The organism is Persicitalea jodogahamensis (assembly GCF_014651615.1).
GTDB classification, from domain to species: Bacteria; Bacteroidota; Bacteroidia; order Cytophagales; family Spirosomataceae; genus Persicitalea; species Persicitalea jodogahamensis.
The window spans coordinates 43,666-69,745 of the sequence record NZ_BMXF01000003.1 but is presented as its reverse complement, the minus strand read 5'-3'; the positions used below and the strand labels follow the sequence as shown (position 1 = coordinate 69,745).

Genomic DNA, 26,080 nt, shown 5'->3' with positions numbered 1-26,080 from the left:
TTTACTTTTTTCAACCCCCTCAGATGGGCCACCCTTTACTTAGAAGTATATGATGGCGATTCCTGCCAACAGTACCACGTAATCCCGCAGCCCGTTCCTCACCAGCTTAAGTGCCTTCACCAGGTGCGTGTCTACCGTTTTGACCGAAAGACCCATTTCTTCGGCGATTTCCTTGTATCGCTTCCCTTCAAACCGGCTCATGAGAAACACCTTACGGCACTGGGGCGGCAGCTGTTCGACGAGCAGTTGCACCCGATGAAAGGTCTCCTCGTATTGAGTGATATGGTCGGGGCGCAGTCCGGGACCGGCTTCAGGCGTGGTGAATAGTTCATGGGAATCCCGCCGCTTGAAATCGGAGCGCAGGTGGGAGTAGGCCTCGTTCCGCACGCTGCGGAAGAGATAGAGACGGTAAGAGCTGGAAACGGCCTCGAATGAGGCGTTTTTCCAAAATTTGCAGAAGACGTCGCTGACAATGTCCTCGGCCACCTCCCGGGAGTAGACATACCGTAAAGCATGACTGCACAAAGCCCGGTGGTACCGTCGGAACAATAGTTCGCATCCCTCTTCCGGACTGGACTGGAAGGCCCTGCGGATAAGTAATTCGTCGCTGGAGGAATCGTATCCAATCGAGTTTTCTTCCTTTACTGTCACGGTAACTTTTCCAGCGAACTGATTGATGCTATCCAGGTCTGGTAGTGAGTTTCCCTCCATTCGAACTCCCATTTGCTTCGTATTGAACTATAATTTCCCCAAAACGTACAACTTATTTAACTAGACTCAATTTTTATGAAAACACCTGAGTCCAGGTTAATCTTTTTTACAAAATCTTCTTTTTTTATGAAGTGTATGTTCAGGAATAATCAAAAATACGACTAGGCAAAGGGGGTAAGGGAAGTCTTTTGCGATACTGCGGGTTAAGGTAAATCCACCCTCAACCGCTTTCTTTTTCAGTACGAATCGTTAAAAGGCTTTTCAGCTCTCAACCTGGTCTTGGGACTCATCAATTGTGGGAAATGCCTTATCCTCCAGTCCGCTGGCCCCTGTATGCTGGAGACTATATTATGACTTCTCACTATGGTACACTACTGTCCACTTTCCTTTCCAATTCCTAAATACCGGATTATTCAGCAGCCAGCGAACGCCATTGACCGTCATGACCTGCCCAGTATCCTTCTTGAAGTTGATGTTTGGTAATTCGCTCATCGGTGGTCCGCTTTGTTCGGCCTCGATTTGCTTATTGCATTCTTGACCAGTTGATAAGACGATACCAAAAATTAAGAATAGCAAAAGCCAGCCTATTGTCCGTTGACTTGGTGGACGCCAGACTGACTTTTGATGGTTACGAAGCAAATAGGATTGTTGTCGAAGCCTCGTCAGTCCGCTTTAGCCACCACGCCGCTTCCCTTTTCCGGGAAGACCAACTCGGTCAACACCTTTTCTCCGTCATTGACGAAGATTTCCAGCACCGAATTATCGGCCAAAATATCGAGCTTCAACTGCTTGTTATTTGGAACGAGTCGAACTGATTCCACGCTGGGAAACTGTTCGTGGAAAGCGACATCGCCCGAATTCGTACGATTGAGACTGGGTTTCCCGGTCGCGGCATTGGAGTATTCCTCCTGGGCTTGGGGAGCTCCTCCCAAGTCCTTGGTTCTTTGCTTACGGCGTGGCCCCAGCTCATATGTCCCCATATATCGCCATAGGGGTTGTACTGAAAAAACGATAACACTCACCGTCGAGTTACACCAATCCGTTGGGATCATTGACCCATTTTTTCTGGGGCGTATAAGATAGGCAGGACGGTAGCCGTCCAGAGCGGCCTCCGTGGTAACCGGTCTGTTGTCCCACAGTTCTATACGAACTTTTGCAAGCAAAGACAGGACGGGTCTCGAATCGGCCCATAGGCCGTTAACCTTGCCGAGGGATAGGATACCGCCTTGTCCGTCAATCCGTTAAGGCACCAAATCTTGGAATACTACCGACCCACACACCTAAAGGATGGAGCGGGCTTTTTCCAGGAAGGTCGAAATTGCTCATCATTGCGTAGCAGCCCTGCTGTTGAGCCTCCTGCTTAAAGGCAAGAATCAAGTGCCCATTGATAATCCATTTCCTAAGGCGATCACCACCACGCCCGTAATCATAGCCGCCAACCCTACATATAGAAACCGTCGGGCCCCGGGAGAAGCCGCCGCCCACTCGCCCGTGAGAAGGCCACTCACGATGGCCACCGCCACGCAGACCGTGTTGAATATGGCGTAACCGACCGTGTTGCCCGCCGTGCCCAGCTTGAAAGCGGCAAAGGCAAAGGCGGCGGACGCCACGAAATTTAGCAGGGCCATGAGAAATGTCAGGCCGATGTTTTTGGTCAAAAAGGGGGTTTTATAATTATCCCAAAGCCCTTTCTGACTAAGCTGATAGAGAAAATAGGGAATTACGAACAGCCCGCCCGCAACGTATATCACAAACATTACCGCTACTGCCGTTACCCACTCGGGATTGCCCTGCATTTGGGTGAGTTCGTGGATGACGGGACGGCCCACCGCGTTGGCGTAGCTGAAGCCCGTCGCCATCAACCCGCCCACTACGGCAATGGTGATCCCCGTACCCATGCTTCGTGTCTCGGGAGTCTTGGCCTCGCCCGCCTGCCGCAGCATTCCCGCCCGGCCATTGGCGATGACCCCTACCAGCACGATCAGGATACCCAACAGAATTGTAAGCAGTACTTTCGAATCCGGTGCGGCATCTACCAGAAAAGGCAACAGCGAACCGACCAGGATCACCGTGCCGATAAATATCGAAAAGCCCAGCGACAATCCGATGTAGTTGATGGCCTTGCCCCACATCATCACACCGATGCCCCACAGCAGGCTGGCGACAGCCATTTTCAACAGAATATCGGTGGGAATGGCCGAAAGGATATTCCCGAATCCATCGATGAGCAAAAGGGCGGCGATTGGCGGTACCACGAACATGTTGAGGAAGAACATCAGCCCCCAGGTATTCTCAAAGGCGAAGCCCCGCGCAAATTTCTCCGGTAGTGCGTAAAGTCCGAGGGTGATGCCGGCAAAGACCGCCCAGACAATTCCTTCAATCATGATTTTTTGGGATTTTGGTTGAGTGCGTAGTGTCAGATTGTAATCAGGTAAGGGTCTAGTTTTTTCCAGTCAAACGTCACTCCGATTCCGGGAGCCTCAGGGGCTACGGCCCGATGGTTTTCAAGAACCAAAGGACGGGTAGTGTACTGGTCGATGGGAAAACTGTGAACCTCCAGCCAGCCCGCATTAGGCTGGGCCGAAACGAGGCTCACGTGCAATTCCTGCATACCGTGTGAACAAACGGGGATGCCATGCTGACGGGATAATTCCGCCACACGCAGCCATCCCGTGATGCCGCCGCAGTTGGAAGCGTCGGGCTGCACGAACGAAAGTTCGGCCTGGTCCAATGCGTACCCAAACTCATGGATCGTATGCAGGTTTTCGCCCATCGCCAGTGGTATCGATGTAGCGTCGGCAATCCGGGCAAATCCTTTGTAATCATCGGGAATGATCGGTTCCTCAAACCAAAAAATGTCATAAGGTGCAAAGGCTCTGGCAGCGTCGATGGCTTTTTCCACGCTCATGGAATAGTTGGCGTCCACCATGAAGGTAATGTCAGGCCCAATCAGGTCCCGCACCGCCCGGATGCGTTCAAGGTCCTCGGCTAGATTTTCCTTTCCGATTTTGATTTTGACAGCTGTGAAGCCTTCATCGAGGTACCCTTGGATGGATGCCAGCAGTTTTTCCAGCGGAAACATCAGGTCGATGCCTCCCCGGTAGGCCAGGCAGCTGCTCTTTGCTCCGCCGGCCAGTTTCCAAAGGGGTTGTCCGGCTTTCTTGGCTTTAATATCCCATAGGGCGATATCAATTGCGGAGAGGGCAAAGGAAGCAATCCCCCCGCGCCCCACGTAATGGATATGCCACTCCATGAAGTCATAAATGCCCTCAATATTGGTGCCGTCCTTACCCAGCAAGGCGGGGGCCAGATCGTGTTGTATCATGGCGCGGATGGCGTGTCCTCCCTTTCCACCCGTGTAGGTGTAGCCGGTGCCCTGGGAACCGTCATCCAGCGTAATGGTGCACGTCACCAATTGAAAATAAAAATGGTCGCCGTGCTTGGCGTCTGACAGCACCTCTGGTAGGGGTACTTCAAATAACTTCGTCTCGATATTCTGGATGGAGGAGGTCAAAATCAGCCTAATATTTGATGTAAAAAGTTTTCTTTTCCAGGTACTGTTCGAAGCCGTACTTGCCGTCTTCGCCTCCCGATCCACTCTTTTTCAGGCCATTGTGAAAGCCCTGATGCTGCTCGCCGTGCCCCCGGTTGATGTAGATTTCTCCGAATTCCAGCTCCTGGTGCAGCCGCATAATCTTGTTCATATCCTGCGTAAATACCATGGCAGCCAGGCCGTACTCACAATCATTGGCGAATTCAATCGCCTGCTCGAAGGAACTGAACTTGATCACCGGGAGCACCGGACCAAACAATTCCTCGTGCACTATGGGCATGTCCTGAGTCACTTCGGTAAGAATGGTGGGTTCGAACCAATGGCCTTTTCCGAAAAATTTTCCCTCCGGCCGTTTTCCGCCGTGAAGTACTTTGGCCCCTTTCTCGACGCTATCGGCGACCAGCCTTTCGAGTTCGGCTACCCCGGCCTGGTTCATCTTGGGGCCAATGTCAGTGGTCTCATCCATCGGGTCACCGACTTTCAGCGCTCTGACTTTTTCCATAAACCGCTCCATGAATTCATCATATATGGCTTCGTGTACGTACATGCGCTCGTTGCAGGTACAAATCTGTCCGCAGTTGTCGAAGCGGGAATGCAGGGCTCCGGCCACCGCCACGTCCAGATCGGCATCTTCGAATACCAGACAAGGGGCTTTTCCTCCCAATTCAAGTTGAACATGAGTCAGGTTCTGGGCGGCCGACCGGAAGATGGCCTGTCCGGTGGGCGTGCTGCCCGTCATGGTTACCATCTTGGTGATCGGACTTTCCACGAGCGCCCTACCTACTTCCACGCCGCCGGTCACCATATTTAGGACTCCATCGGGCAAGCCCGCTTTTTTGGCTAGATTACACAGTTCCAGGCTGGCCAGCGGGGCATCGGGCGTTGGTTTGAGCACTACAGTATTGCCAGCCACCAACGCCGGACCGATTTTGCGCCCAGCCAGAGCCAGCGGGAAGTTCCAGGCCGTGATGGCTACCACCACCCCGCGCGGTACTTTCTGGATATGAATCTGTTCGTTGGGGTTGTCTGAGGGAAGAATATCTCCTTCGATGTGCCGTGCCCATTCGCAGGCGTACTCGATGAAGCTGGCGGTAGCTTCCACTTCCCCCTGCGCCCAGGAAAAAAGCTTGCCCTGTTCACGTACGAGCAATTCCGCCAGTTCTTGTTTGTGCGCCCGAATTTCGTTGGCAAAGTCGCGCATGAGCGTAGCGCGTTGCCGGGCAGGTACCTGCTTCCAGGATTTCTGGGCCAGTTCAGCCGCCTCCAGCGCCCGGATGGCATCGCTTTCGCTGCCTACCTGCACCGTACCTACCACCTCCTCCGTGGCTGGGTTGGTGATAGATTCGGACGTGCCGGAAGATTCATCTGTCCAGTGACCGTTTATGAAAAGTTTATAGTCTGTTGTCATGGGTAGTTCGCAGCCAATGGATGCTGGCTTTCTGTTGTTTTTGTTGAGAAATAATTGGCAGTGGAAACTACCGGCCCATCCAGCCGCCGTCCACCAGCATGATGGAGCCGTGCATGTAGGACGACGCCTCGGAACACAGGTACACGACCGGCCCGGCGAAGTCCTCCGGCTCCCCCCAGCGGCCCGCCGGAATCCGGCCCAGTATCGACGCCGCCCGGGCGGGATCACTGCGCAGCGCCTCGGTGTTGTCGGTGCTGACGTAGCCGGGGGCGATGGCGTTGACATTGACGCCCCTGCCCGCCCATTCGTTGGCGAAGGCCATCGTCAGCTGACCGATGGCCCCCTTGCTGGCCGCGTAGCCCGGCACGGTGATGCCGCCCTGGAACGTCAGCAGCGAGGCGGTGAAGACCACCTTGCCGTCACCCCGCGCGACCATTTCCCTGCCGATTTCGCGGGTGAGGATGAACTGCGCGTTCTGGTTCACCTCCACCACTTTGTCCCACATCTCGTCGGGGTGCTCGGCGGCGGGCGCGCGCAGGATCGTCCCGGCGTTGTTGACCAGGATGTCGATCACCGGGAAGTCGGCCTTCACCTCCCCGATGAAGCCGTACAGGGCGCTACGGTCGCCGAAGTCGCAGGTGTAGGCCCGGAAGTCGCGGCCCGTGGCCCGCACTTCTTTCTCCACTGAACTCCCTTCCCTTTCCAGCGTCGCGCTCACGCCGATGATGTCGGCGCCCGCTTCGGCCAGGGCTACGGCCATCGCCTTGCCGATGCCTCTTTTACAGCCCGTCACCAGAGCTACCTTGCCGTCCAACTTAAATTTATCCAGTACACTCATGAAGTTGATTTTTTGGGATGATGAGAGAATATTTATACCTGGCAATCCATGAGCACCTTCATGCCGTCGGGTTGCCGGTCGATGTCTTCAAACACCTGCTGAATGGCGTGCAGGGGCCTTACCGCCGTGATCATGCGCTCCAGCGGCAATGCCCCCCCTTCCACCAGGGCGATGGCCTCCTCGTAGTCTTCGGGCTCGTAGACCCTGGCCCCGATGAGCTTTAACTCCTTCCAGAAGAATTTGAATAGGCTCACGGACTTGGGCTGGCCGTGGATGGCCACCATCACGATCCGGCCCCGGATGCCGGCCACTTCGGTCATCACGTCCACGGCCGCCTGCACGCCCGACACCTCGAAGACCACATCGGCCAGGCGGTTGCCCGTCTCCCCTTTCACGAACTCCACCAGATCGATCTTCGCCGGGTTCACCGCCGTGAAGCCCCACTCCCTGGCCATCCCGATGCGGGTTTCGTTCACTTCCGAGATGATGACGTTCGCGCCCTTCTGCCGGGCGACCATCGCCACCAGCATCCCGATGGGTCCGCCACCGAGTACTACCGCCGTTTCTCCGGCTTTGAGTTCGGCCATGCGCACGTCGTGGCAGGCCACCGAGAGCGGCTCGATGAGGGCGGCCAGCTTCAAGTCGGTCGTTGCGCCCAGTTTGTGCAGGGTGAAGGCGGGCACGTTCCAGTACTGCTGCATGGCGCCCGGCGAGTCGATGCCGATGAATTTCAGGTCCTCGCAGATGTGGCTGATGCCTTTGTCCGAGGGCTTTTGGCCCCGGTGGTCCAGGGGCCGCACGACCACTTTTTCGCCAATATGGAACCCCGACACCCCCTCCCCGACGGCGTCCACCACGCCAGACATTTCGTGGCCGATGGTCAGGGGCGTCTTCACGCGCTTGTCCATCATGCCGTGGTAGATGTGCACGTCGGTGCCGCAGACGCCCACGTAGGCCACCTTGATGCGGACTTCGCCCCGGGCCGGCGCCTCCATTTCCCTTTCAATGACAGTGAAGGTCTTGTTGCCTTCGTATACAGTTGATTTCACGCTATATGTAGTTAGTAATAATATTATAAGTTGGTAATTGAAGTAAAGAAACAGACATTCCTAGTCAGCCTTTTCTCCTTTGGCCACGTGAGAGGTCACCCGCCGCGAAGAGAAACGCATGATGCTCTGGTAGTTGCCGTTGTTGTAGATATGCGTCAGGCCCCAGCGCAGAATTTCGGTAGGTTCTTTTTCTACATCCGCCGTACGATTGAGGCCTATGGCGTGGGGAGCGTCTTTGATAGAGGCCATGATGCTGAAATTGATGCCATCCGGTGCCCATTGAATGGTGTTCTTCTCGGGGCCGTCCGTCGTAATGAGCGATGCGATACCGCCGTTGTAAGGCCACACGCAGATTTCGTGGCCGCTGTTGCTGATCGGGTTGTAGGGCGACTTGACGTAAGGCCCCAGCGGGTTGTCGGCAATAGCTACCCCATGCCGGATTTGCCGTCCGCCGAAGGTAATCTCCTCACCCATTTGCTCACCCTTATAATACAGGTAGAATTTACCCTTATAAGGCAGGATACAGGGGTCGTGCACCTTATGGCTATCAAAATCGCCTTTTTTCTCGACTAGAAAACGATTCTGCTCGTTGCCTTTCCAAACCCCGTTATCGGCGGTCCTGACGATGGGCTCCTTGCTCTTCGTCCAGGGGCCATCGGGCGAATCTGCCCAGGCCAGGGAGATGTTTTCCTTTACCCGAACATTGTAGGGCGACTCCACCACCTGGTAGCAGAGGTAGTACTTACCTTCCCATTCCATGATTTCAGTGGTGAAAATTGAGCGGGCGTCGTAGGTACCCTTGGGCCCCCGGCCTACGGCCATACCCTCTTCCTTCCAGGTCCAGCCGTCTTCTGAGGTAGCATACCAGATATCGCTGCGATCCCAGGGAAAGACCTTATCTTCCTCTACGTCGCCGGCAAATCCTTGCGTGGGGCCTACGCTCTTGGTGTACCATACGTAGTACTTTCCGTTGGCTTTGATAATGGCACTGGGGTCGCGGCGTACCACGCCCTCCTCGTAGGCCAGATCGCCTTTCAAAGGCTCCAGCTTCCCGAATTCGATGAACCATTCGTTGCCCAAATCCTTCGACCAGGCTAACGCGCGCTTGGAAGCCTCGCTCAGGTGCTCGCGGTCCGTGATACCCAGTCGATCCATTTCTTCGTCGGTAACTTTTATTTGTTTGGAACTGGTACAGGCCACTACCGAAATCGCCATCAGCATTATAATCGTACTTATCTTTTTCATGAGCATTCTTTGAAATTAAAGGTGAAATTTTCGTTGAAAATGAGCGATGATTCAGTTCCTGGATTTAGGAAAACCCTCTGCTCTCGGATTTTGGGTTTGGCTATCGTAAGTACCTTCGATGAGTGCAGGAAAAAATTGGTAGTAGTTCCCATATTTGAATTTTCCGTTCTTTCTCCTGATTTCAGTCCCCATTTCTTTAAACTTCCGGGCAGCAAGTCTTTGGTCCCCGATTAACATCATGTAATCATTAGCCGAAAGCTCTTTCCCGTTTTTATCGGTCAAACTCAAATGGATGTGGAACTTGTCAGAAACCTTGCCCAATACATTTTCCTGAATATCGAAGAGCTTTGCCGCAGAATTTTCTTCTATTGCCGCTACTTTGTGGGAAGTGGATGACAATTTGCGGCGCTGGGAATCCAGGATATCGACCTTGATGGTACAGTCCGGGTAGCGTTTGTACAAGTCGTTCACGACCCACACTTCACCTTTGAAGGGTTCATGGTTTGCCCACCGTCTTTTTTCAAAATTCAAATTGACCAGCAGCGGCTGATAGGCGGTCTTCACGAAGTCATAGGACCACTTGGTTTGCTGGTAGTTGTCCACGATCCCCCATTTCATATCGGGCCAATAGGTTATGAAATGGCAAAGCGCAATGCCACTCAGCCGGGGCTTGTGGCGGCGAAAATACTCGATGCCCAGCTGGAAAATTATCCCCTGTGAATCCTGGGTGGCGTTCACGAATTCTTCCAGCGATCCCGTTTTCTGGTCTCCGAAAGTGTCGAAATTCTGCGCCCTGAGGTGGTCGAGGTCGGCCCAATGGTGGCCCCAGCTCAGCCCCGGCGGCCACATTTCGTTTTCAGGAATAAATTTCTTCAGGCTTTCCACGGACGGGACTGACGTAATGGCAAACTCCGGCACAATCGGGTAATCCATGGTCCTGAACCACTCCTCCATGGGCCAATTGCCCATGCTGTAAAAGTAAGCGAGGGCGTGCACCGCCTCTTTGGGCTTAAAACCCGCCTCTTGGGAGGCTTCGTCCGTCATGGGGGAATCGGGGACAAAAGGCAGATTCACGTAGGTATGCAAACTGTCGCGGAATTCTTCCAGCAGGCTCAGCGTAAACTTAGGGTCGGTCGCCCGCAGGAACATTTCTTCGCCGCCTTCCATCATTATCAGCGAAGGGTGATTGCGGCGTTCCTTGATTACGGCAATACCCTCACCAATGGTCCGGTCGATGAATTCCCGGTCTTGGGGTACGTTTCCGGTGCCCAGCGGAATGACGTCCTGCCAGACCGTCAACCCGGCCCGATCGCAGTACTCGTAGAATTCAGGAATTTCCGGCGGGTGCCAGCCGAAAATACGGATGTTGTTCATGTTGGCCGCCTTCGCCAGGTCAATCAGCTTCTTGTACTCGTCCACTGAGGTGCGGCCTACGAAAATATCGGGCGGCCCGCCCCAGCAGGCCGAGCGGATGAAGTGGAACTTTCCGTTGATGGTTGTCGTGCGGGGGAAACTCACCTCGTCGCGCGTAAACCCGGGATTCCACTCCATTTTCACTTCCCGAATGCCGAATACTTTTTCCAAAACATCGTGATTGACTTTATTTTGGGTAATGGACACCTTGGCCTTGTAGAGGTTCTGATCACCCAAATCCCACGGCCACCATAGTTTCGGATCAGGGATTTCATAGGTTTGGACGATCTTGTTCTTGCCCGGTTTCAGTATGAAATCCCTGGCTTGTGTGCGTGGAGTTTCGGAGAAATTCTCGCCCTCGATAGAACTGGTTGCGGTAATCGACAAAGGGTTTTTGGAGGTGTTGTTCACTTCAATTTCCAGATCAACCGTCGCCGAGCCATCGGTGTTGATCTTCGTTTTGGCAAAAAGATCAGTGATGCGGCTGGCTCCCGTCATGACCATGTTAATAGGTCGGGTGATCCCGAACGGAATGAGGTCGCGCCAGTAGTCGCCAAACCACGGGGTCTTGCGTCCCGCCACCAACGCGTTGACCTGCGGCGGGGGATCAAGCTTCACCATGAGAATGTTACGGTTTTTGAGCCGAAGTTTGGAGGAGCGAATGGCCTTGGTCACCTCAAACGAAAATCCCGAAAAAGCGCCCTCGTGCTTGCCAAGGTACTGCCCGTTGAGCCAAACTTCGCAGCTATAATCCACGCCTTCGAAGTTGAGCCACACCAGCTGATCGGTCAGGTCGGTCGTCACGTCGAACTGCGTCGCGTACCACCACTCGTAATGCTGGACCCATTGGGCCTTTACGCTGTTGCGGCCAAAATAGGGATCGTCGATGGCCCCGCACTTCCACAAATCGGTATAGACATCACCCGGAACCTGGGCGGCGTTCCACACAAGCGTTTCGATATCCTCGGGGGGTAGTTTGTGCAGTCCGGCTTTTACTCCTTCCCCCGGCAGCATCATTTTCATTTTCCATTCGTAGCCCGTCAGGTCACGTACCGCCTGTCGGTTTTCCTCATGGGAAATGACAATACCGGGTTGGGCAGTAGCCAGAAAAGCAAAGCAAGTACTGACAAGTAACACAAGGTATTTCACAAGTTGGCTGGTTTGTAATATTGATGACAATTCAAAAGAATGCTAGCAATCACCCCAAAGGCATTGCCATTCCGGGGTCAGGATCTGGCGTGACCACCGGGCACATTTAGCTACCCTCGGTGCGTTGGGTCCAGACCATCCAACTCGGCGCTAGGTACTTTTACGCTGAAGCCGGCGCAGGAAAATTTCAGATTACAAGTCAGTGCAAATACTTCGAGAGTGTATCGATAAAATTGGTGCTTCATTTTTCGGTGAATCGGGTATGAGCAGTTTAAATTTAAAACCCACTTTAAGGCACGGTTTAGTTAACCCTGTGACGAGGTAGCTACGCTGATCAGTAGTTCACTCCCTGGGTTTTCGGTATTGATCCATACGAAGGATATCGGCCCCTTCGTATTTCCTTTGCAACTGCCAAAGGGGACGTTCCAAGGTCAGTTCCCAGGCAAATAGCTTCTTGTACATTTCCCTGACCTTTTCGGGATGGGCCGTTGCCAAATCCCTTTCTTCCGAGATGTCATTGTCAAGCCGATACAATTCCGCCGGGCGGTCAGGAAAGCGGATCAGCTTCCAGTCTCCTTCCCGGATGGCGGCCCTGGACTCCTTTTTCCAGTAAAGTACCTCGTGCGGACGCTCCGTCCGCTGCCCTATCAGGTAAGGCAGAAGATTGACTCCATCCAGCCCTGCGGAGTCGGGAAGAGTTCCTCCCGCCGCTGCGAAAAAGGTAGGCAGCAGGTCAAGGGTGCTGATGGGAAATTCATACACGGAGTTGGCCGGAAGTTGGTCTGGCCACCGCGCCAGAAAAGGTACCCGAACTCCCCCTTCCAGGTGATTAGCCTTTGTCCCGCTCAGTGGGTCGTTCAGGGAGGCGTTGGCATCCGATGGGCCTCCATTGTCGTTGGTGAATACCACGATCGTATTTTTATCCAGCCCTAGTTCGGCCAATTGGGCAAGTACCTTTCCGCAGGCCCGATCCATGGATAGGGTCATGGCGGCTAACTGCTGCCGGTGTCCTGTTAGTTGGGGAAATACTTCAAGATCCTTTTTTTCTGCCTGCATGGGGTTATGTACCGCATTGAACGACAGCATGACAAAAAAGGGGGCGTCTTTATTTCTTTCTATAAAGGAGGCCGTTTCATCCGCGAATGCATCCGTTAAATACTGATCCGATTCTTCATATTTAGCAAAACCACGTTCGAGGCGGTCTTCCGGGCGAGTGAAGGGATTGTTACCGTCAAAGGCAAAGTAGCTGCGGGCACCGCCGCGAAAACCATAGAATTCGTCAAAACCGCGCTTGGTGGGATGGTAACGGTCGGCATTGCCCTGGTGCCATTTCCCGATCAGGGCCGTTCTGTAACCTACTCCTTTCAGATAGTCCGCCATGGTCCGCTGATTGAGCGGCAGGCCCATATCGTCGTCGGTGATGCCAAAAAGACTCATGTACCCCGGCACATTGTTTTCTTCAAAACCAAACCGCTGCTGGTATTTTCCGGTCAGCAGCCCGGCGCGGGAAGGCCCACAGACGGAGGCACTGACATAGGCCTGCTTGAATCTCATCCCCTCCTTCGCCAGTTGGTCCAGGTGCGGGGTCTTCATACTCTTACTGCCTTGAAATCCGAAATCGGCATAACCCGCATCATCCGCAATGATGAGGACGATGTTGGGCTTGGACTGCCCGAAAGATTCCGAATGGAATGAAACCAGCAGGATAGAACAGAAGAAAAGGAAAAAGCTATTGATTGCTTTCATAAGTTGATATACCAACCCCATTTATTATTCAGGACTTCATTAGGCTAAACAGACAGTAGCGCCGATCAATGCTTCGTGCACACCAGGTAACGCTTGGTCCAAAATTGATTCAGCGATTCGGGTCATTAAAGGCTGCATTGAAAGGCGATGCGGATTAGAACTGTAAAATTCTCTGAAACTATTGTGAAATAGAATTATTTTAACTCAACAAGAACTCAACATTCAGCCTTTATAGGTCATCAATTGCTCAACATCTCGATTTCGTACGTGATATTTACGGCTGTTTCTGAGTAATTTAGAGATATGAGCACAATGAACAAGTTGGTAATCATCCTCTCAACAGGGCTATTTCTGGTCTCGCACAGCATTGCCTGTGCCAGTATCGACTCACTGAGGCTGCAATTCGACGAGGGCTCCCTTAGTCGTATTAGAAATGTGCGGAATTCCGATCCCGATAGTGCACTGGGCATGCTGAGTAAGTACTATGCGGAAACGATGAAAAAGAAAAACTACCCGGAGGCAGTGCAGATACTGATGGAGATGGCTTATGTGTACGGAAACCAGGCGCGTTACCGGGAGGCGTACGACCAGTCATGGAAGGCGCTATTGCTGGCCGACCGCATTGGGAATGATCGGCTGAAGGCAGAAATATACATGGATCTGGGACGCCGGTACAGTTATTTCAAAAGAAGGGAAGAAGCTCTGGACTACTTCAATAAATCGTTACAGATAAACCGCGATTTGGTCAGAGAAGGGAAACTGAACAAGACTTCTTTAGCCCGAAATTTTTATGCGCTGGTGGCGACCTTTCGTGAGTTGGACGAACCTGCCCAGGCAAGGCGTTATTTGGATAGCTGCCTGGTTTATTATAAGGACGATGTCGGGGTAATCAATCGTTCCTTTTTAAAATTTGAACAGGCCTACATCGAGAGCAAACGACAAAATTACCAGATAGCCCTGAACCTCTTCCGGGAAATAGAGCCCTGGTTTTTGGAACACTACCCCTCCTACCTGGTGCTGGTCTATACCTATTGGGGGGACATTTTCCGCAGCATGGACAATTATGAGGAAGGTATCGCTTACTATGCCAAAGCGCTCAAATTTTCCAAGGAATACAGCAGTCACCTTGATTTTACCCCTCTCATCCACGAACGGATGGCAAATCTTTATTTGTCCCGAAAAAACTACAAAATGGCCTATGAGAGCCAGACCAAAGCTAAGATTCTCAACGAAATTTATTTTGATAGCCGCAGCAAAATCAACCGGCCCCTCTTGGAAATTCAGGATGCGTTCAGGATAGAAAAGGAACGAGGGGAGCAGCTTTTGAAAAAACAAAGGTTGATCGAGCTGGAACATCAGGATCAGGTGGGGGCTTTGCAAAAAACCCTGCTAATCCTATCGCTCCTGTTCCTGATTATCATTGGGGTCATCTCTTACGGATCCCTCCGCGCACGGCACAAAGCGGAAAAAGAGTTGATGCAGCGAAAACGCGAACTTGAGAAACAACAGGATGAGGAATTAATCGAGTTGCGAAACAAGGAACTGACTACCTCGGCTCTGAAACTGATCGAAAAAGATGAACTTCTCGCCAACCTCAAGAAAGACCTGTCCGGTAAGGAAGGCGATGTAAGCCCCAGAGACATCAAACGTGCCATCAAGTCGATTTCGGTGAGCAATACCCAGAATTGGCAGGAGTTTGAAACCAGGTTCGTATCGGTGAATACTGAGTTCTACCAGCAACTTCACGAACGGTTTCCTGATCTGACCCCCGGTGAACAGAAGTTATGTGCCTTGATTAAGCTCAATTTTTCCAGCAAGGAAATTGCCCGGCTTATGGGCATATCGGTAGGCAGCGCTCATACCACCCGGTATCGGCTGAGAAAAAAACTGGGGCTCTCGCGGGATGAAAATCTCACCGAGTTCATCTCAGGCTTGTAAGTACCCGGCCGCTATTCACCAAGCACGTTAGGCAAACCGCCCCTGAACTTCGATTCAGGGGCGGTTTTTTTCTGGCCTGAGCCCGGTTTCCAGGGACTATCGTCATCGGGAAGTTTGTCCAATGGGGCCATCGGACAGCAGGTAGTCCATTTAGAAATATGGAAAAACGCCATGTTTTTAGCCAAAAAACACAATGTTGAGTTTTTGTACAGTGCGTGAATTTTACTCAGGCCATAATTTCTATCACTTTTGGGTCATGCTAGTCGGAGCACGTAATGAGTCGTAAAGTGCTAGGCTTCCGAAAAAATTCTTTTCAACATAAAAAGCTAGATGGTATGAAAAAATCATTTCCCCGAGTGAAACGACGGCACCTTTTCCTGTGGCCATTGTTCATGGCAATGTTCAGTTACGGACAGGCTCCCGTGTCAGGCATCGTGACGGATGCCCAGGATAAAAATGCCCTGGTGGGGGTATCGATTGTAGAGAAAGGAACCACCAAAGGAACGATAACCGATGCCAATGGCAAGTACTCGCTGAACGTTTCCGAAAATGCGACCCTGGTGTTTTCCTTCACGGGTTATGATGCCCAGGAAATTCCCGTCGGGTCCAGAAGTACGATCGATGTGTCCCTGGGCATGTCAGAGAACATTCTACAGGAAGTAGTTGTAGTGGGATACGGCACCCAAAAGGAAAAAGAGGTGACCGGGGCTGTTGGTTCCATCAAGGGAGATATGCTGGTCAAGTCCCCGGTTTCCGATTTGGGTCAGGCCATTCAGGGGCAGGTCGCGGGCGTGAACGTTCAAGCGGCCAGCGGCCGGCCTGGCGAGGCAGCCAACGTGCAGATTCGCGGGCTGGGTTCGCTGAGCGCGGGTGCACTCGGCCCCCTTTACGTGGTGGATGGTGTGCCGTTTCAGGGGAATCCCAACCTGGCTCCCGAGCAGATCGAATCCATCGACATTCTTAAAGACGGGGGTGCTGCCTCAATCTACGGTACCCGGGCGTCCAACGGTGTCATACTGATCACCACCAAGCGCGGTGAAAGGGGCAAGATGAAAGTCGGACTCAACGCCTATCGTGGAATTCAGAATATCACTTCGGGTACGCCGCTGATGAATGCCACGCAGCAGATGTACGAAGAAAACGTTAAGCTGGAGGCGCTTGGCCGGAAACCCCTTATCTTCTTCTTCCAACCCAACGCCCTGGACTACGACAGTGATTTTGTCCACGATGTCCAAAACAACAACGCCCCCATCCAGAGCTACAACCTTTCGGTGAGTGGCGGACAAAACAACCTGACGTTGGCCGTAAACACCAACTACTTCAAACAGGATGGAATTCTGCTGAATTCGGGGTTTGATCGTTTGAGCAACCGGATCACCGGCGAATTCAAGCGGGATAAGTTCAGAGCCTTCACGAGTGTCGGCTACACGATTGAAAACCAGCAGCAGGAGCCCTTCGCGCTCTATGAATACGCCATCGCCCAAACCCCTTGGCAGGTTCCTTTGGGTCAGGTACCCACGGAAGGTGCCACCGTGCAGCTGGCAGTGCGCAACCCGATACTGTACGGGTACCTCTCCCGGGAGTTAAAAAACGTGGACGAGCGAAAAATCAATAGTTCCAACATTGCCATCAACCTGGAATATGAAATCCTCAAAGGACTGAGCGTCCAGGCCAATCTGGGCAGAAACTCCTGGGATTACCGACGAAAGTTCTTCCGCCCGCAGTATCTGGTCAATGGCAGCGACGGCCAGCTCAACCCTACGGCTTCGCGCCAGGATGCCATTCTGACTGAGGACTTCACGTTTACCCAGCGGAATGTGCTGGAAACCATGCTTAAATACAATCAGCAATTTGGCAAGCACCAGCTTAATGTTCTGGGGGTACTTTCCTACGAAAACTTTGACTCGAAACAACTGAGCACGGGCGTTATCGGCCTGCTCAACAACGATACCCAGACCCTGGGAGCGGGTAGTTCAGGCACCAAGCCATCCAGCTATAATTTCTCCAATGCGCTCACTGGAAAACTGTTCCGGGCGCAATACAACTACAACGATCGCTATCTGCTTTCGGCCAGTTTCCGCCGCGACGGTTCGTCCAATTTCGGTCCGGCCAACCGCTATGGCAATTTCTTCGGGGTTTCTGGCGGCTGGAACATCAGCGATGAAACCTTCTTTCAGGGTTTGAATCTCAAATTTATCTCCAATCTAAAATTGAGGGCAAGCTTTGCCGAGGTGGGCAATCAGAATATTTCCCCGTATTCCTACGCGACACAAATCGAGGCCGGGGTGAACTATCCTTTTGGTGAGAATGAAGACCTGGCTTTTGGAAACATCCAGCGACGCTACGCCAATCCGTTTATCCAGTGGGAAACCAATCTGTCTAAAAACCTGGGCTTGAACCTGACGATGTTGAACGGAAAGCTGGACCTGGTGGCCGATATTTACCGTAACGACAAAAGCAACATGCTGCTGCCCGAGCGTCTGCCCCCGTCCACGGGTACTTACCAGCCTCGGGCCAGTGGCGTTTTCGACACCCGGGTTACGAACGCCGGGAACATGGTAAACAAGGGGATCGAGCTGGGCGTAAATTACCGCGATGAAACCGACTTTGGTCTGAAATGGAACGCCGGCGTTACGTTCACCCGCAACCGAAATGAAGTGACCAACCTCAACGGCATCAACCGGGGCTATGCGAACGGCCGCCCGGTGGTTTCCCTCGGAACCAACGTGGACTATACCACTTACCTGGCTCTCAATCAACCGGCGGGTGCATTCTTCCTGATTCAGAATGCCGGAGTTATTAAAACCCAGGAGGCGCTTACCGCCTACCGGAAAATAGATCCAAGCGCTCAATTAGGAGATCTCATGATGGTCGATCAGCCCACGGTAGATACGGATGGAGACGGTGTACCCGATGCCGCCGATGGCAAGATCGATGACAATGACCGGGTCTATATGGGATCAGGGCAGCCCGTTTTTGAGTCGGGCTTCAATACAAACCTGTCTTACAAGAATTTTGATTTGTTTGTCCAGCTGTATGGCACCTACGGCTCAAAAATCTACAACGGGGCTAAACTGTATGCGTATACCCAAGGACGTCACCTCGACCAGTACTATATGTGGTCGCCCCAGAACCCCAACTCGGACGTACCCACGGACCGCGAAAATGCCTACCACAGTAATGTGCGGGCCCGGTCGGACTACTTTCTGGAAGATGGATCGTACATGAGGATCCGAAACCTGACGCTGGGCTATTCTGTGCCCAAAAAGGTGTTCAAGAGTAAAATCGAAACGCTGCGGATTTACTTCACGGCCATGAACCCCTTCACCTTCACGCGCTATACCGGCTATGATCCCGAAGTGGGCGGCGACGGAATTTTCCTGCGAGGGGTTGACCGCGGAAACTACCCTATTTCCAGAAGGTTCCTGGGGGGAGTTCAGTTTAATTTTTAATGAGGTATCCGTAAAAAAACCTATATAATGAAAAAGATAAGCATCTACCTGCTCGGTTTGTGTCTGCTGGCCACCGGGTGCAACGAGGAAGATTTCCTCAACAAAGTAAATCCGAATGCAATTACCAGCGAAACCTTCTGGAAGACGCCCCTGGATTTCCAGAAGGCATTGACTACCGTGTACGGGGCCCTGCAATTCAGCAGCATCAGTGGGAGCAGCTACGTCCAGTTTGAAGAAATCATGGGCGACATCGGAGGCACAGAATCATGGTACCGCCCTTTTGCTTTTCGAAACCTGACTTTCAATGACGGCACGTACCATGTCACAGACAAGTGGAATGAACTTTACATTGGAATTTTCCGGGCCAACCAGGTTATTGAAAACCTTTCCACGACGAGCGTACCTTTCCCGGCTGGCGTAAAAGAATCCATCGAAGGACAGGCCAGGGTACTGAGGGCGTATTATTATTTTCAGTTGGTGCACACCTACGGAAAGGCAATCATTCATACGGCAGTGCCCGCCACCACCGAGGAGTTCAAACAACCACTATCAACCAAAGAGGAGGTCACACAGGAGGTTATCATCCCCGATTTGGAATTTGCCCGGAAAAGCCTGCCTCTCACCTGGGATGCCAGCAATAAGGGACGGGTGACCAAAGGCACCGCAGAATCGCTGCTGGGGAAGGTGTATCTGTTCGGGAAAGAGTGGGACAAGGCCGCCCAATTATTCAAAAGCGTCATCGACTCAAAGGTCTACAAGCTGGTGGCCAACCCCATGGACAATTTTACGGACGAGAATGAATTCAACTCGGAATCCATTTTTGAAGTTGCCTTCAATAACGTGTTGAATCCCGGTGCGCCCGGCGCGGCTGTGGACGACAGCCCTACCGAAACGGGTTCGGAAGCAACTGATTTGGCCAACACACTGGGCCAACTGAACTTCGGAGCCTACAATACGCTGCTGCCCTCTTACTATTTGCACGAGCTTTTTACGCGGGACTCCATTGACACAACCAATCCAATGAACCTCGGAAGTACCCAGTCCAAACGATTGTCCAGTTCCATCGTACCCCGAAATGGGGAAGGGCTGTATTACCAGCTTCCGATTGGAACCAAAGGAGGCTGGGCATTCGGACAGAGTGCCTACGTTAAAAAATTCACCAACTGGTATCAAGCCAAAAATGAGGACGGCCAGGGAAGGTCGGGCATCAACTTCCGCCACATCCGACTGGCTGATGTGTACCTGATGTACGCCGAAGCGATCCTGAACCTGCGCGGCGAGGCGGCCGTTGCTGAGGCCATCGAATACATCGACCTCGTCAGAGCGAGAGCGGGAGTTGTTACGCTGGCTAAATACATGGGGGCTAACGCAGGCAAGATCCCGCAGCTTCATATTAGTCGTATCGTCCACGGTCCGACTACCTACGTGTCTCCCACCGCCAAAAACGTCCTAACCCACATCATGAAAGTGGAACGTCCGATCGAACTCTGCTTTGAGGGACACCGGTGGAAGGATCTGGTCAGATGGGGAATTGTTCGGGAGGTATTTGATGAGCTGGGGGCAGACGAGGATTGGAGAATTAAAAACACGCCTTTGGCAAGTCCCGGCAAAGCACCGCTCTTTATAATGGAACGGGTACGCCCCGATTTTTTGCTGGCCCGCCGCAATTACAATCCGGCCGCCCATGATTACTTCCCGATTCCTACGCTGGAGGTACAGGTAAATGACAAGCTCAATCCATAATTCAGACCGAAGTTCAGGTTGATTAAAAATATAGAAACTATGAAAAAAATAACCTTTTTACTGCTCAGCATACTGGCGATGTGGGGCTGTGACAATGAGTACGTTGCTCCGGGCGAAGAACCCAGCCATAGCGTTATATTCACCTCTGAAATGGATTTTGGTAACAAGATCCAGGTAAATGACAAACTCTCTTTCGGGGATGTTTCGCCAGGGGTGGTATCCCGTAAGTGGAGTTTTCCCCAGGGTGTCGACATTCTGGAATCGGACAATGACTCCACTTCTGCGGATCAACGGGTGAAAACGGTATTCACCAAAGCGGGCACCTTCCAGGTAAGGCTGAATCAGCAATTCAAGGCCCCGGCGTATATCAACGGCGTACTGCGAGGCACCGAGAACGACACCATCATTACGGTTCGTGTGATCGACAGTGTGCGCGTAAATTTTACCGCCAATTTCGTGAATAAGAATGGCACCCTGGGCGCACCCTTAACAATCAAAGACCAGGCAAAAAATGAAATCACGGCTGGCACGACCATCCGCTATACCGCCGTAAACGCAGGGGAGCCGGAGCGTTTGGAGTGGGCCCTGGAGGGCGGCGCACCACTCACCTCTGAGGTTGTGGGAACCTTTGATGTCAAATACAAGAAAGTTGGCGTGTACGATATTCAAATGATTGGAAAAAGGAGCCGGCCGTTTGGGGCGGATACCATCGCGTTGAAACAATTCCTCCGGGTCGTGCCCTCTACCGAGCCCGTCACACTCGATGGCGTCACCAGCGTACCCGCTCAGAGCAGTAAAATTGCGCTGAATTTCAGCCGGGACATGGACATCCTCACCGCTAATCCATCCAATTTTTCGGTGGCGATCACCAACAAGGGAAAAAGTATTCCGGTCACGATTACCGCCGCAACGGTGGATCCTGCCCAGGAAAACGTGGTTTTGCTGACCCTTTCCGACAGGATTTTTAACAATGATGAAGTTGCCGTTTCGTATGCCAAGGGACTGCTGGCCACCTCGGACGGCGTTGCCGCCGATGCATTTGAAAAGAGGAAACTGAGCTTTGTGAAGAAAAACCTGCTTGAAGGGAGCCCGCTCGATATAGGATTTGAAAATTCCCTTGACAGCAACTGGCCCTATTTGGCATGGGGCGCCCCTTGGGATGCCTATAAACTGACCGTGACCAACGAAGAGAAACATTCCGGAGCAAAGAGTGCCAAAATAGAGTTAAAGCCCAACGGCGGAATGGTAATCGGGCATAAGAAAAACGGGGAAGTGGTTCGTTTTAAGGCAGAACGGGGTAAAATTTACGAGGTGGGCTTCTGGATAAAAGTGAAATCTTTGGGGGATAATGCCGCTGGTAAGGAAGCGCCCAACGTGATTTTCTTTTGGGAGCCCAACACCAACTGGGGTGCGGGTCGGGTCAATTTGGACAGTACGCTGCCCCTCAACCAGTGGACCTACGTCACGACTACCTTCGCGGAGTTTGCAGCCACCGGCAACTATCAATTCATGATCCGGGGATTCAACGGCAACAATCCAAGTGCCTTGACCTTCTACATGGATGACCTCTCCCTGGCCGAAGTGGAGTTAAGGCCCTGAATATTCTGATTTTTACCAATAAAATAAGAGGATAGCCCGGCTTCCAGGCCGGCTATCCTTTTTCCAGTATACCACCATGAAATCTCTGAAAAACAAAGTATTGACTATTATTTCAACTTGGGTGCTCTCTGTACCTGTGTTTGCCCAAAACGTACAGGTGGAAGTGAATCCTGACATCAAAAGATCCGTCGGTGGAATCGAGACCTTTGATCGTCAGAAATTCATCACCATTCACTCCGATATCACTGACCGCGAATGGGACGGCGACAATGAGCCGGGCGATCTGAGAAAAAATTTCCTGGAAAAATACGATGTCTATCTGGGCAGGAACACGGGTGGTATCACATATTGGCTGAATAGTGAAATCACCGAAGACCCGCAACGACCCGGCTACGCTAACCCTGCGGATATCACCAAATTTGGCAGCTACGTAAAATCGCAGTATGCCGCCAAGCCTGCCTACCTTCCTTACGAAAAGCGGAACAGGGATCAGGTCATTTGCGCCCAGCTTCACCCTTTCTGGCCGGACGGACAAAAAACCAAAAAAGGATGGGCTTTTTCACAGATCATCACCGCACCGGAGCCATTCGGCACGGCCACGGGCACGTATATGGCCGAGTACATCAAACAATTTTATGGCAATGGCGGAGCGAGCGGAGAGCACCGCCCCAAGTACATCGAAGTGATCAACGAACCCCTGTGGCACCTGGTAGATTACGGCAAAGAGGAACCCCGCAGGATTTTCGAATTCCATAATAGCGTAACCGACGCAATCAGAAAACAGCTGCCCGAGATTCCCATCGGAGGGTATTGCGCTGCTTTTCCGGACCTGGATAAGAACAACTTCCGGGAGTGGGAAGAGCGGATGAAGCTTTTCATGGATATGTCGGGCGAAAAAATGGACTTCTGGAGCATCCACCTGTACGATTTCCCCGCTTTTTCCAAAAAACAACTTTACCGAAAGGGGAGCAACATGGAAGCAACCCTGGACATGATGGAACAATATAGTTTCATGAAATTTGGCAAAGCCAAACCCTTTCTGGTGTCGGAATATGGCGCTCAGATGCACGATTATAGCAAACAGTGGAGTCCGTACCGGGATTGGCTTTTTCTGAAATCGGCCAATTCGATGCTGATGCAATTCATGGAGCGTCCCAACCTGATCAGCAAGGCCATCCCTTTTGTCATTGTAAAGGCCGAGTGGGGCCGGGCGGCGGATGGCACGCCCTACAACCAGCGGTTGATGCGGCAAGCCAAGGAAGTAGCCGGGCAATCGGGCGACCAGTATGTTTATACAGACTACGTGAAGCTGTATCAACTATGGTCCGATGTAAAAGGAACACGCGTCGATGCCAAATCAAATCACCTGGACATCCTGACCGACAGCTACGTGGACGGCAATACGCTCTACGTCATTCTCAATAACCTGAAATTTCAGGCCGTAAAAGTGGATCTAAAGCTTCCGAAGCTTGAAAACAATGCGATCAAGGACGTTGAGACAAGGCACCTGTACCTGAAAGGTCAGGAACCGTCATTGGAAATACAGAAAATAGGCACACCGCCTGCCACCGTGGAGTTGGGGGCGGAAGCAACCATGATTCTTGCCTACACCCTGAACACCCCCCAGCCCACAGACCATCTTAGCCTGGAAACCAAATACTACGCCGACACTTACTACCAGCCCATCAACCCGTCCCAGAAGAACACCTTCAATTTTAATAACGTAAAGGTAGATCCCAACCACGAAGCGGTCCTCCGGGTTGGGGTCGGGCGCAGCCACGGGCTTTCATTAAAACCCACGGTACTTTTCAACGGCACTCCTCTGCAGGTACCCGACGACTTCCGGGGCGACGAACAGAAAGATCGCGCCAATTTCTTTGGGGTACTGGAAATACAGGTACCCGCGCAGCTACTCAGATCCGGATTGAATACCGTGGAGGTTACCTTTCCGGACGGGGGCGGAAGAATCAGCAGTGCCTGTATGCAGGTGTTTAATTTTACCAGGGAGGTGAGACGATTTGCCGGCACTATCTTGTCCACAGAACCGGATAGCCCGAGGGTTGGCCTTACGGTATCCCCCAATCCTTCCGCCGGGAAAGTTGTGATCAGGTTGGATCATTTTAAATCACCTACAGACCTATTCCTGTCCGCCCTAAACGGAGAAAAGCTATTATCCCGGCAGGGAATAGTTAAAGAAACTGTACTGGACTTAAGTTTCCTGCCCACCGGAACATACATCCTGACCGCCGGTTCGGGCAACGAGTGGACCTCAAAAAGAATTGCCCTGGAGTAATCTGAAAAGCGCAGGGTGCGACCCAACCAGGAAAGACCGACAAGCTCTGGCGGTTCTAATTTGGAGACTTCGTTTCCTGCCTTCATTATCATTCCCATTATCTCGTGTCCCGGTATCCGACTGAAGGACTCCCCTATCGCCGACCAGCATCGTACAACCGCTCATCGATTGCCAAAAGCTCCGAGTTCACCACCCGACAATCAGAAAAAAGCGGGTGGCGCGGGTTGATCAGGTAGTTGCTCATAATGGGCAGAATGGCACTAGGCACTTCCACCAAGAGCCGGTCCGGGCGCATGAGCCATTCCAAAAGGAAAGTCTGGGAAGGCAACGGGTGTGCGTTGCCGACCGACTGCCAGCCCTTGGGCAAGTCTTCTGACCGGTAGGTACGCATTGAGTCGGGCACCTCGAGGGTCACCAGGAAATACTCAGGAATACGATTAAGGTTGAGGTGGACGAGGATTTCCAGCAGGCTCAGGGCCGGAGATTCGGTCGTGTACAGCAGACTGACGCCCTTGGGGTTCCAGCGTCCGCCATACCGGGCGGCTCCCTCTCCTGATAGCGGCTCGTGGCGGAAAGCCGCCTGAACCAAACGGTACATCAGCATAGAAATCAGAAGAAAATACCGTGCTCGATTCGGCCCAGGACGTCGTCCACCTGGGTGAACCCCGCGATGGTGGTCAGGCTTTGCAACGGCGTTTTTCCGTCCAATTCCCCAAGTGGGTAACGCAACCAAGCGCGGAGAGCCTCGGCATCGCCGCCATAAACGCGCAGACCATGCTGGATGATCCCCTGCAGCAGTTCAATCCGTTCGGCGGTCGGCCCTTTCAGGTGCGTTTGTTTGCGGAACCGGTGAAGGGTACTTTCCGAGATTTGCAGCAAGGGGGCCAGTTCTTTCAGCGGAACACCCAGTTGCAGGGCCAATTGGTTGAACCGTGCATCCTGGACCGAGGGCATTCTGCGGACTGGCTTTTGGGGCGACTTGGAAGGACCTTTTGCTTTCATCATGATATTGACTGTTATTTGACAATGGTACAACGCTTATTTGACAATTGCAAGCTTATTCCGAAATTGCCTTCCCGACGTGCAGGGATTGTAAGCCAACCCAAACACCATTTGGTTTCCAGCGGGTTATCTTCCCACTTTCGAAAGTCATGACGGTAGTTACGGAAAGTGTCAGCTAATAATTTCCGTCCTTAGTACCACCGCTTTGGAAAGTTCTGAAAATGGCCGCTAAGGACTGATGCCAATGTTTTAAGTAAATTTTATCGGACGTAATAATTATTTGGTAATTTTGGACGACTCAATGAAAAGGCCATGAATTCAAAATTGACGGAACCAGGGAAATCCGCGAAACTGCCCGTTCTGGTCTTTCGCAAAGAGCTGGCCCGGAGAACCGTGGCCTATTTTGCCAAGGGAACCGAGGGGGCCGACAACACACGCAAAGCCTACCAGTCAGACATCGCCCAGCTCACGACCTGGCAGCGCCCGGTGGCGCAGCCGGAGCTGCCCATCGAGCCGGCCACGCTGGCGACCCACAAGTGGTCCACGATTTCCCGCCATCCTGTCGCATATCACGAGCTTGCCATAAAGGATTCGCCTTAGTCGCGTCTGCGAGGGAAGGGAGAGACTGGCGAATTACGGTAGCAAATCGGCAGACCGACAGATGGGTCCTTCCATCAGTTGTGGTAAATAGATTGTGTAGAGTACCGTTGTGAAATAACTCGGACCCGCTCTTGTACATCCGCAAGAATGAGCAGATCACCGAAGACCGCCTTTCGGACAAGCAGGTGGCCCGCACGGCCAAGGCCTACCCCCGGCGGCCCGTGACACCCGCCATGAATATGAACGCACTCATCAACCGCTGTCTAGGTTGCGGAACCAACAGAAAAATCCGTTAACGCCCGGCAAAGATGGAGCGGATCGCCGGTCGGAAATCTAGCATT

Annotated in this window: 20 protein-coding genes; 7 read left to right on the top strand and 13 right to left on the bottom strand. The window is 52.5% G+C overall.

Annotated elements, in window-relative coordinates; all coding sequences use genetic code 11:
- Positions 1-39 precede the first annotated feature (39 nt).
- The 11 genes from IE117_RS15695 to IE117_RS15645 all read right to left on the bottom strand — a co-directional run bounded on the left by IE117_RS15695 (position 40) and on the right by IE117_RS15645 (position 13,112).
- Positions 40-723 (bottom strand): RNA polymerase sigma-70 factor, encoded by a 684-nt coding sequence (locus IE117_RS15695; protein WP_229581002.1) that lies wholly within the window; start codon positions 721-723, stop codon positions 40-42.
- A 336-nt stretch (positions 724-1,059) separates the two neighbouring features.
- The gene (locus tag IE117_RS15690) at positions 1,060-1,203 is read right to left on the bottom strand and encodes a hypothetical protein (protein ID WP_189565444.1); all 144 of its coding nucleotides are present in this window, start codon (positions 1,201-1,203) and stop codon (positions 1,060-1,062) included.
- A gap of 170 nt (positions 1,204-1,373) precedes the next feature.
- Positions 1,374-1,643: a glycoside hydrolase family 32 C-terminal domain-containing protein gene (locus IE117_RS26260; protein WP_229581000.1), complete on the bottom strand. Its 270-nt coding sequence runs from the start codon at positions 1,641-1,643 to the stop codon at positions 1,374-1,376.
- A 441-nt stretch (positions 1,644-2,084) separates the two neighbouring features.
- Positions 2,085-3,095 carry an L-rhamnose/proton symporter RhaT gene (locus tag IE117_RS15680; RefSeq protein ID WP_189565443.1) on the bottom strand — a complete coding sequence of 337 codons (1,011 nt, stop codon included), beginning with the start codon at positions 3,093-3,095 and terminating at the stop codon, positions 2,085-2,087.
- 32 nt (positions 3,096-3,127) lie between these two features.
- The gene (locus IE117_RS15675; protein WP_189565442.1) at positions 3,128-4,225 is read right to left on the bottom strand and encodes a mandelate racemase/muconate lactonizing enzyme family protein; all 1,098 of its coding nucleotides are present in this window, start codon (positions 4,223-4,225) and stop codon (positions 3,128-3,130) included.
- A 7-nt stretch (positions 4,226-4,232) separates the two neighbouring features.
- Entirely contained in the window at positions 4,233-5,672 is a 1,440-nt protein-coding gene (gene aldA / locus IE117_RS15670) for an aldehyde dehydrogenase (protein ID WP_189565441.1), read from the bottom strand.
- A gap of 67 nt (positions 5,673-5,739) precedes the next feature.
- Positions 5,740-6,510, bottom strand: coding sequence for an SDR family NAD(P)-dependent oxidoreductase (locus tag IE117_RS15665; protein WP_189565440.1), 771 nt, complete (start codon positions 6,508-6,510; stop codon positions 5,740-5,742).
- Between the two features lie 32 nt (positions 6,511-6,542).
- Positions 6,543-7,559, bottom strand: coding sequence for a zinc-dependent alcohol dehydrogenase (locus IE117_RS15660; protein ID WP_189565439.1), 1,017 nt, complete (start codon positions 7,557-7,559; stop codon positions 6,543-6,545).
- A 60-nt stretch (positions 7,560-7,619) separates the two neighbouring features.
- On the bottom strand, positions 7,620-8,804 hold the full coding sequence (locus tag IE117_RS15655; RefSeq protein ID WP_229580997.1) for a glycoside hydrolase family 117 protein: 1,185 nt from the start codon (positions 8,802-8,804) through the stop codon (positions 7,620-7,622).
- A 51-nt stretch (positions 8,805-8,855) separates the two neighbouring features.
- Positions 8,856-11,366, bottom strand: coding sequence for a glycoside hydrolase family 2 protein (locus IE117_RS15650; protein ID WP_229580994.1), 2,511 nt, complete (start codon positions 11,364-11,366; stop codon positions 8,856-8,858).
- A gap of 342 nt (positions 11,367-11,708) precedes the next feature.
- On the bottom strand, positions 11,709-13,112 hold the full coding sequence (locus IE117_RS15645) for a sulfatase (RefSeq protein ID WP_189565437.1): 1,404 nt from the start codon (positions 13,110-13,112) through the stop codon (positions 11,709-11,711).
- 312 nt (positions 13,113-13,424) lie between these two features.
- On the opposite strand from IE117_RS15645, the gene IE117_RS15640 reads away from it, so the two are divergent.
- From IE117_RS15640 to IE117_RS15620, 5 genes are all read left to right on the top strand, one after another.
- Complete coding sequence (locus tag IE117_RS15640; RefSeq protein WP_189565436.1) at positions 13,425-15,050, top strand: tetratricopeptide repeat protein; 1,626 nt, start codon at positions 13,425-13,427, stop codon at positions 15,048-15,050.
- 335 nt (positions 15,051-15,385) lie between these two features.
- Positions 15,386-18,502, top strand: a complete 3,117-nt coding sequence (locus IE117_RS15635; protein ID WP_189565435.1) for a SusC/RagA family TonB-linked outer membrane protein — start codon at positions 15,386-15,388, stop codon at positions 18,500-18,502.
- Between the two features lie 27 nt (positions 18,503-18,529).
- Positions 18,530-20,245 (top strand): RagB/SusD family nutrient uptake outer membrane protein, encoded by a 1,716-nt coding sequence (locus tag IE117_RS15630; protein WP_189565434.1) that lies wholly within the window; start codon positions 18,530-18,532, stop codon positions 20,243-20,245.
- A 39-nt stretch (positions 20,246-20,284) separates the two neighbouring features.
- Entirely contained in the window at positions 20,285-21,844 is a 1,560-nt protein-coding gene (locus IE117_RS15625) for a SwmB domain-containing protein (protein WP_189565433.1), read from the top strand.
- Between the two features lie 76 nt (positions 21,845-21,920).
- Positions 21,921-24,137: a T9SS type A sorting domain-containing protein gene (locus IE117_RS15620; protein ID WP_189565432.1), complete on the top strand. Its 2,217-nt coding sequence runs from the start codon at positions 21,921-21,923 to the stop codon at positions 24,135-24,137.
- Positions 24,138-24,270: 133 nt separating this feature from the next.
- Here the strand turns inward: IE117_RS15620 and IE117_RS15615 are convergent, their stop codons facing one another.
- Positions 24,271-24,741 carry an RES family NAD+ phosphorylase gene (locus tag IE117_RS15615; protein WP_189565431.1) on the bottom strand — a complete coding sequence of 157 codons (471 nt, stop codon included), beginning with the start codon at positions 24,739-24,741 and terminating at the stop codon, positions 24,271-24,273.
- 5 nt (positions 24,742-24,746) lie between these two features.
- Positions 24,747-25,142 carry an Xre family toxin-antitoxin system antitoxin gene (locus IE117_RS15610; protein WP_229580992.1) on the bottom strand — a complete coding sequence of 132 codons (396 nt, stop codon included), beginning with the start codon at positions 25,140-25,142 and terminating at the stop codon, positions 24,747-24,749.
- 321 nt (positions 25,143-25,463) lie between these two features.
- Here IE117_RS15610 and IE117_RS15605 point away from each other — a divergent pair, with 321 nt between their 5' ends.
- Positions 25,464-25,739: a hypothetical protein gene (locus tag IE117_RS15605; RefSeq protein WP_189565430.1), complete on the top strand. Its 276-nt coding sequence runs from the start codon at positions 25,464-25,466 to the stop codon at positions 25,737-25,739.
- A gap of 131 nt (positions 25,740-25,870) precedes the next feature.
- Entirely contained in the window at positions 25,871-26,035 is a 165-nt protein-coding gene (locus tag IE117_RS15600; protein WP_189565429.1) for a hypothetical protein, read from the top strand.
- Positions 26,036-26,080: the final 45 nt, after the last annotated feature.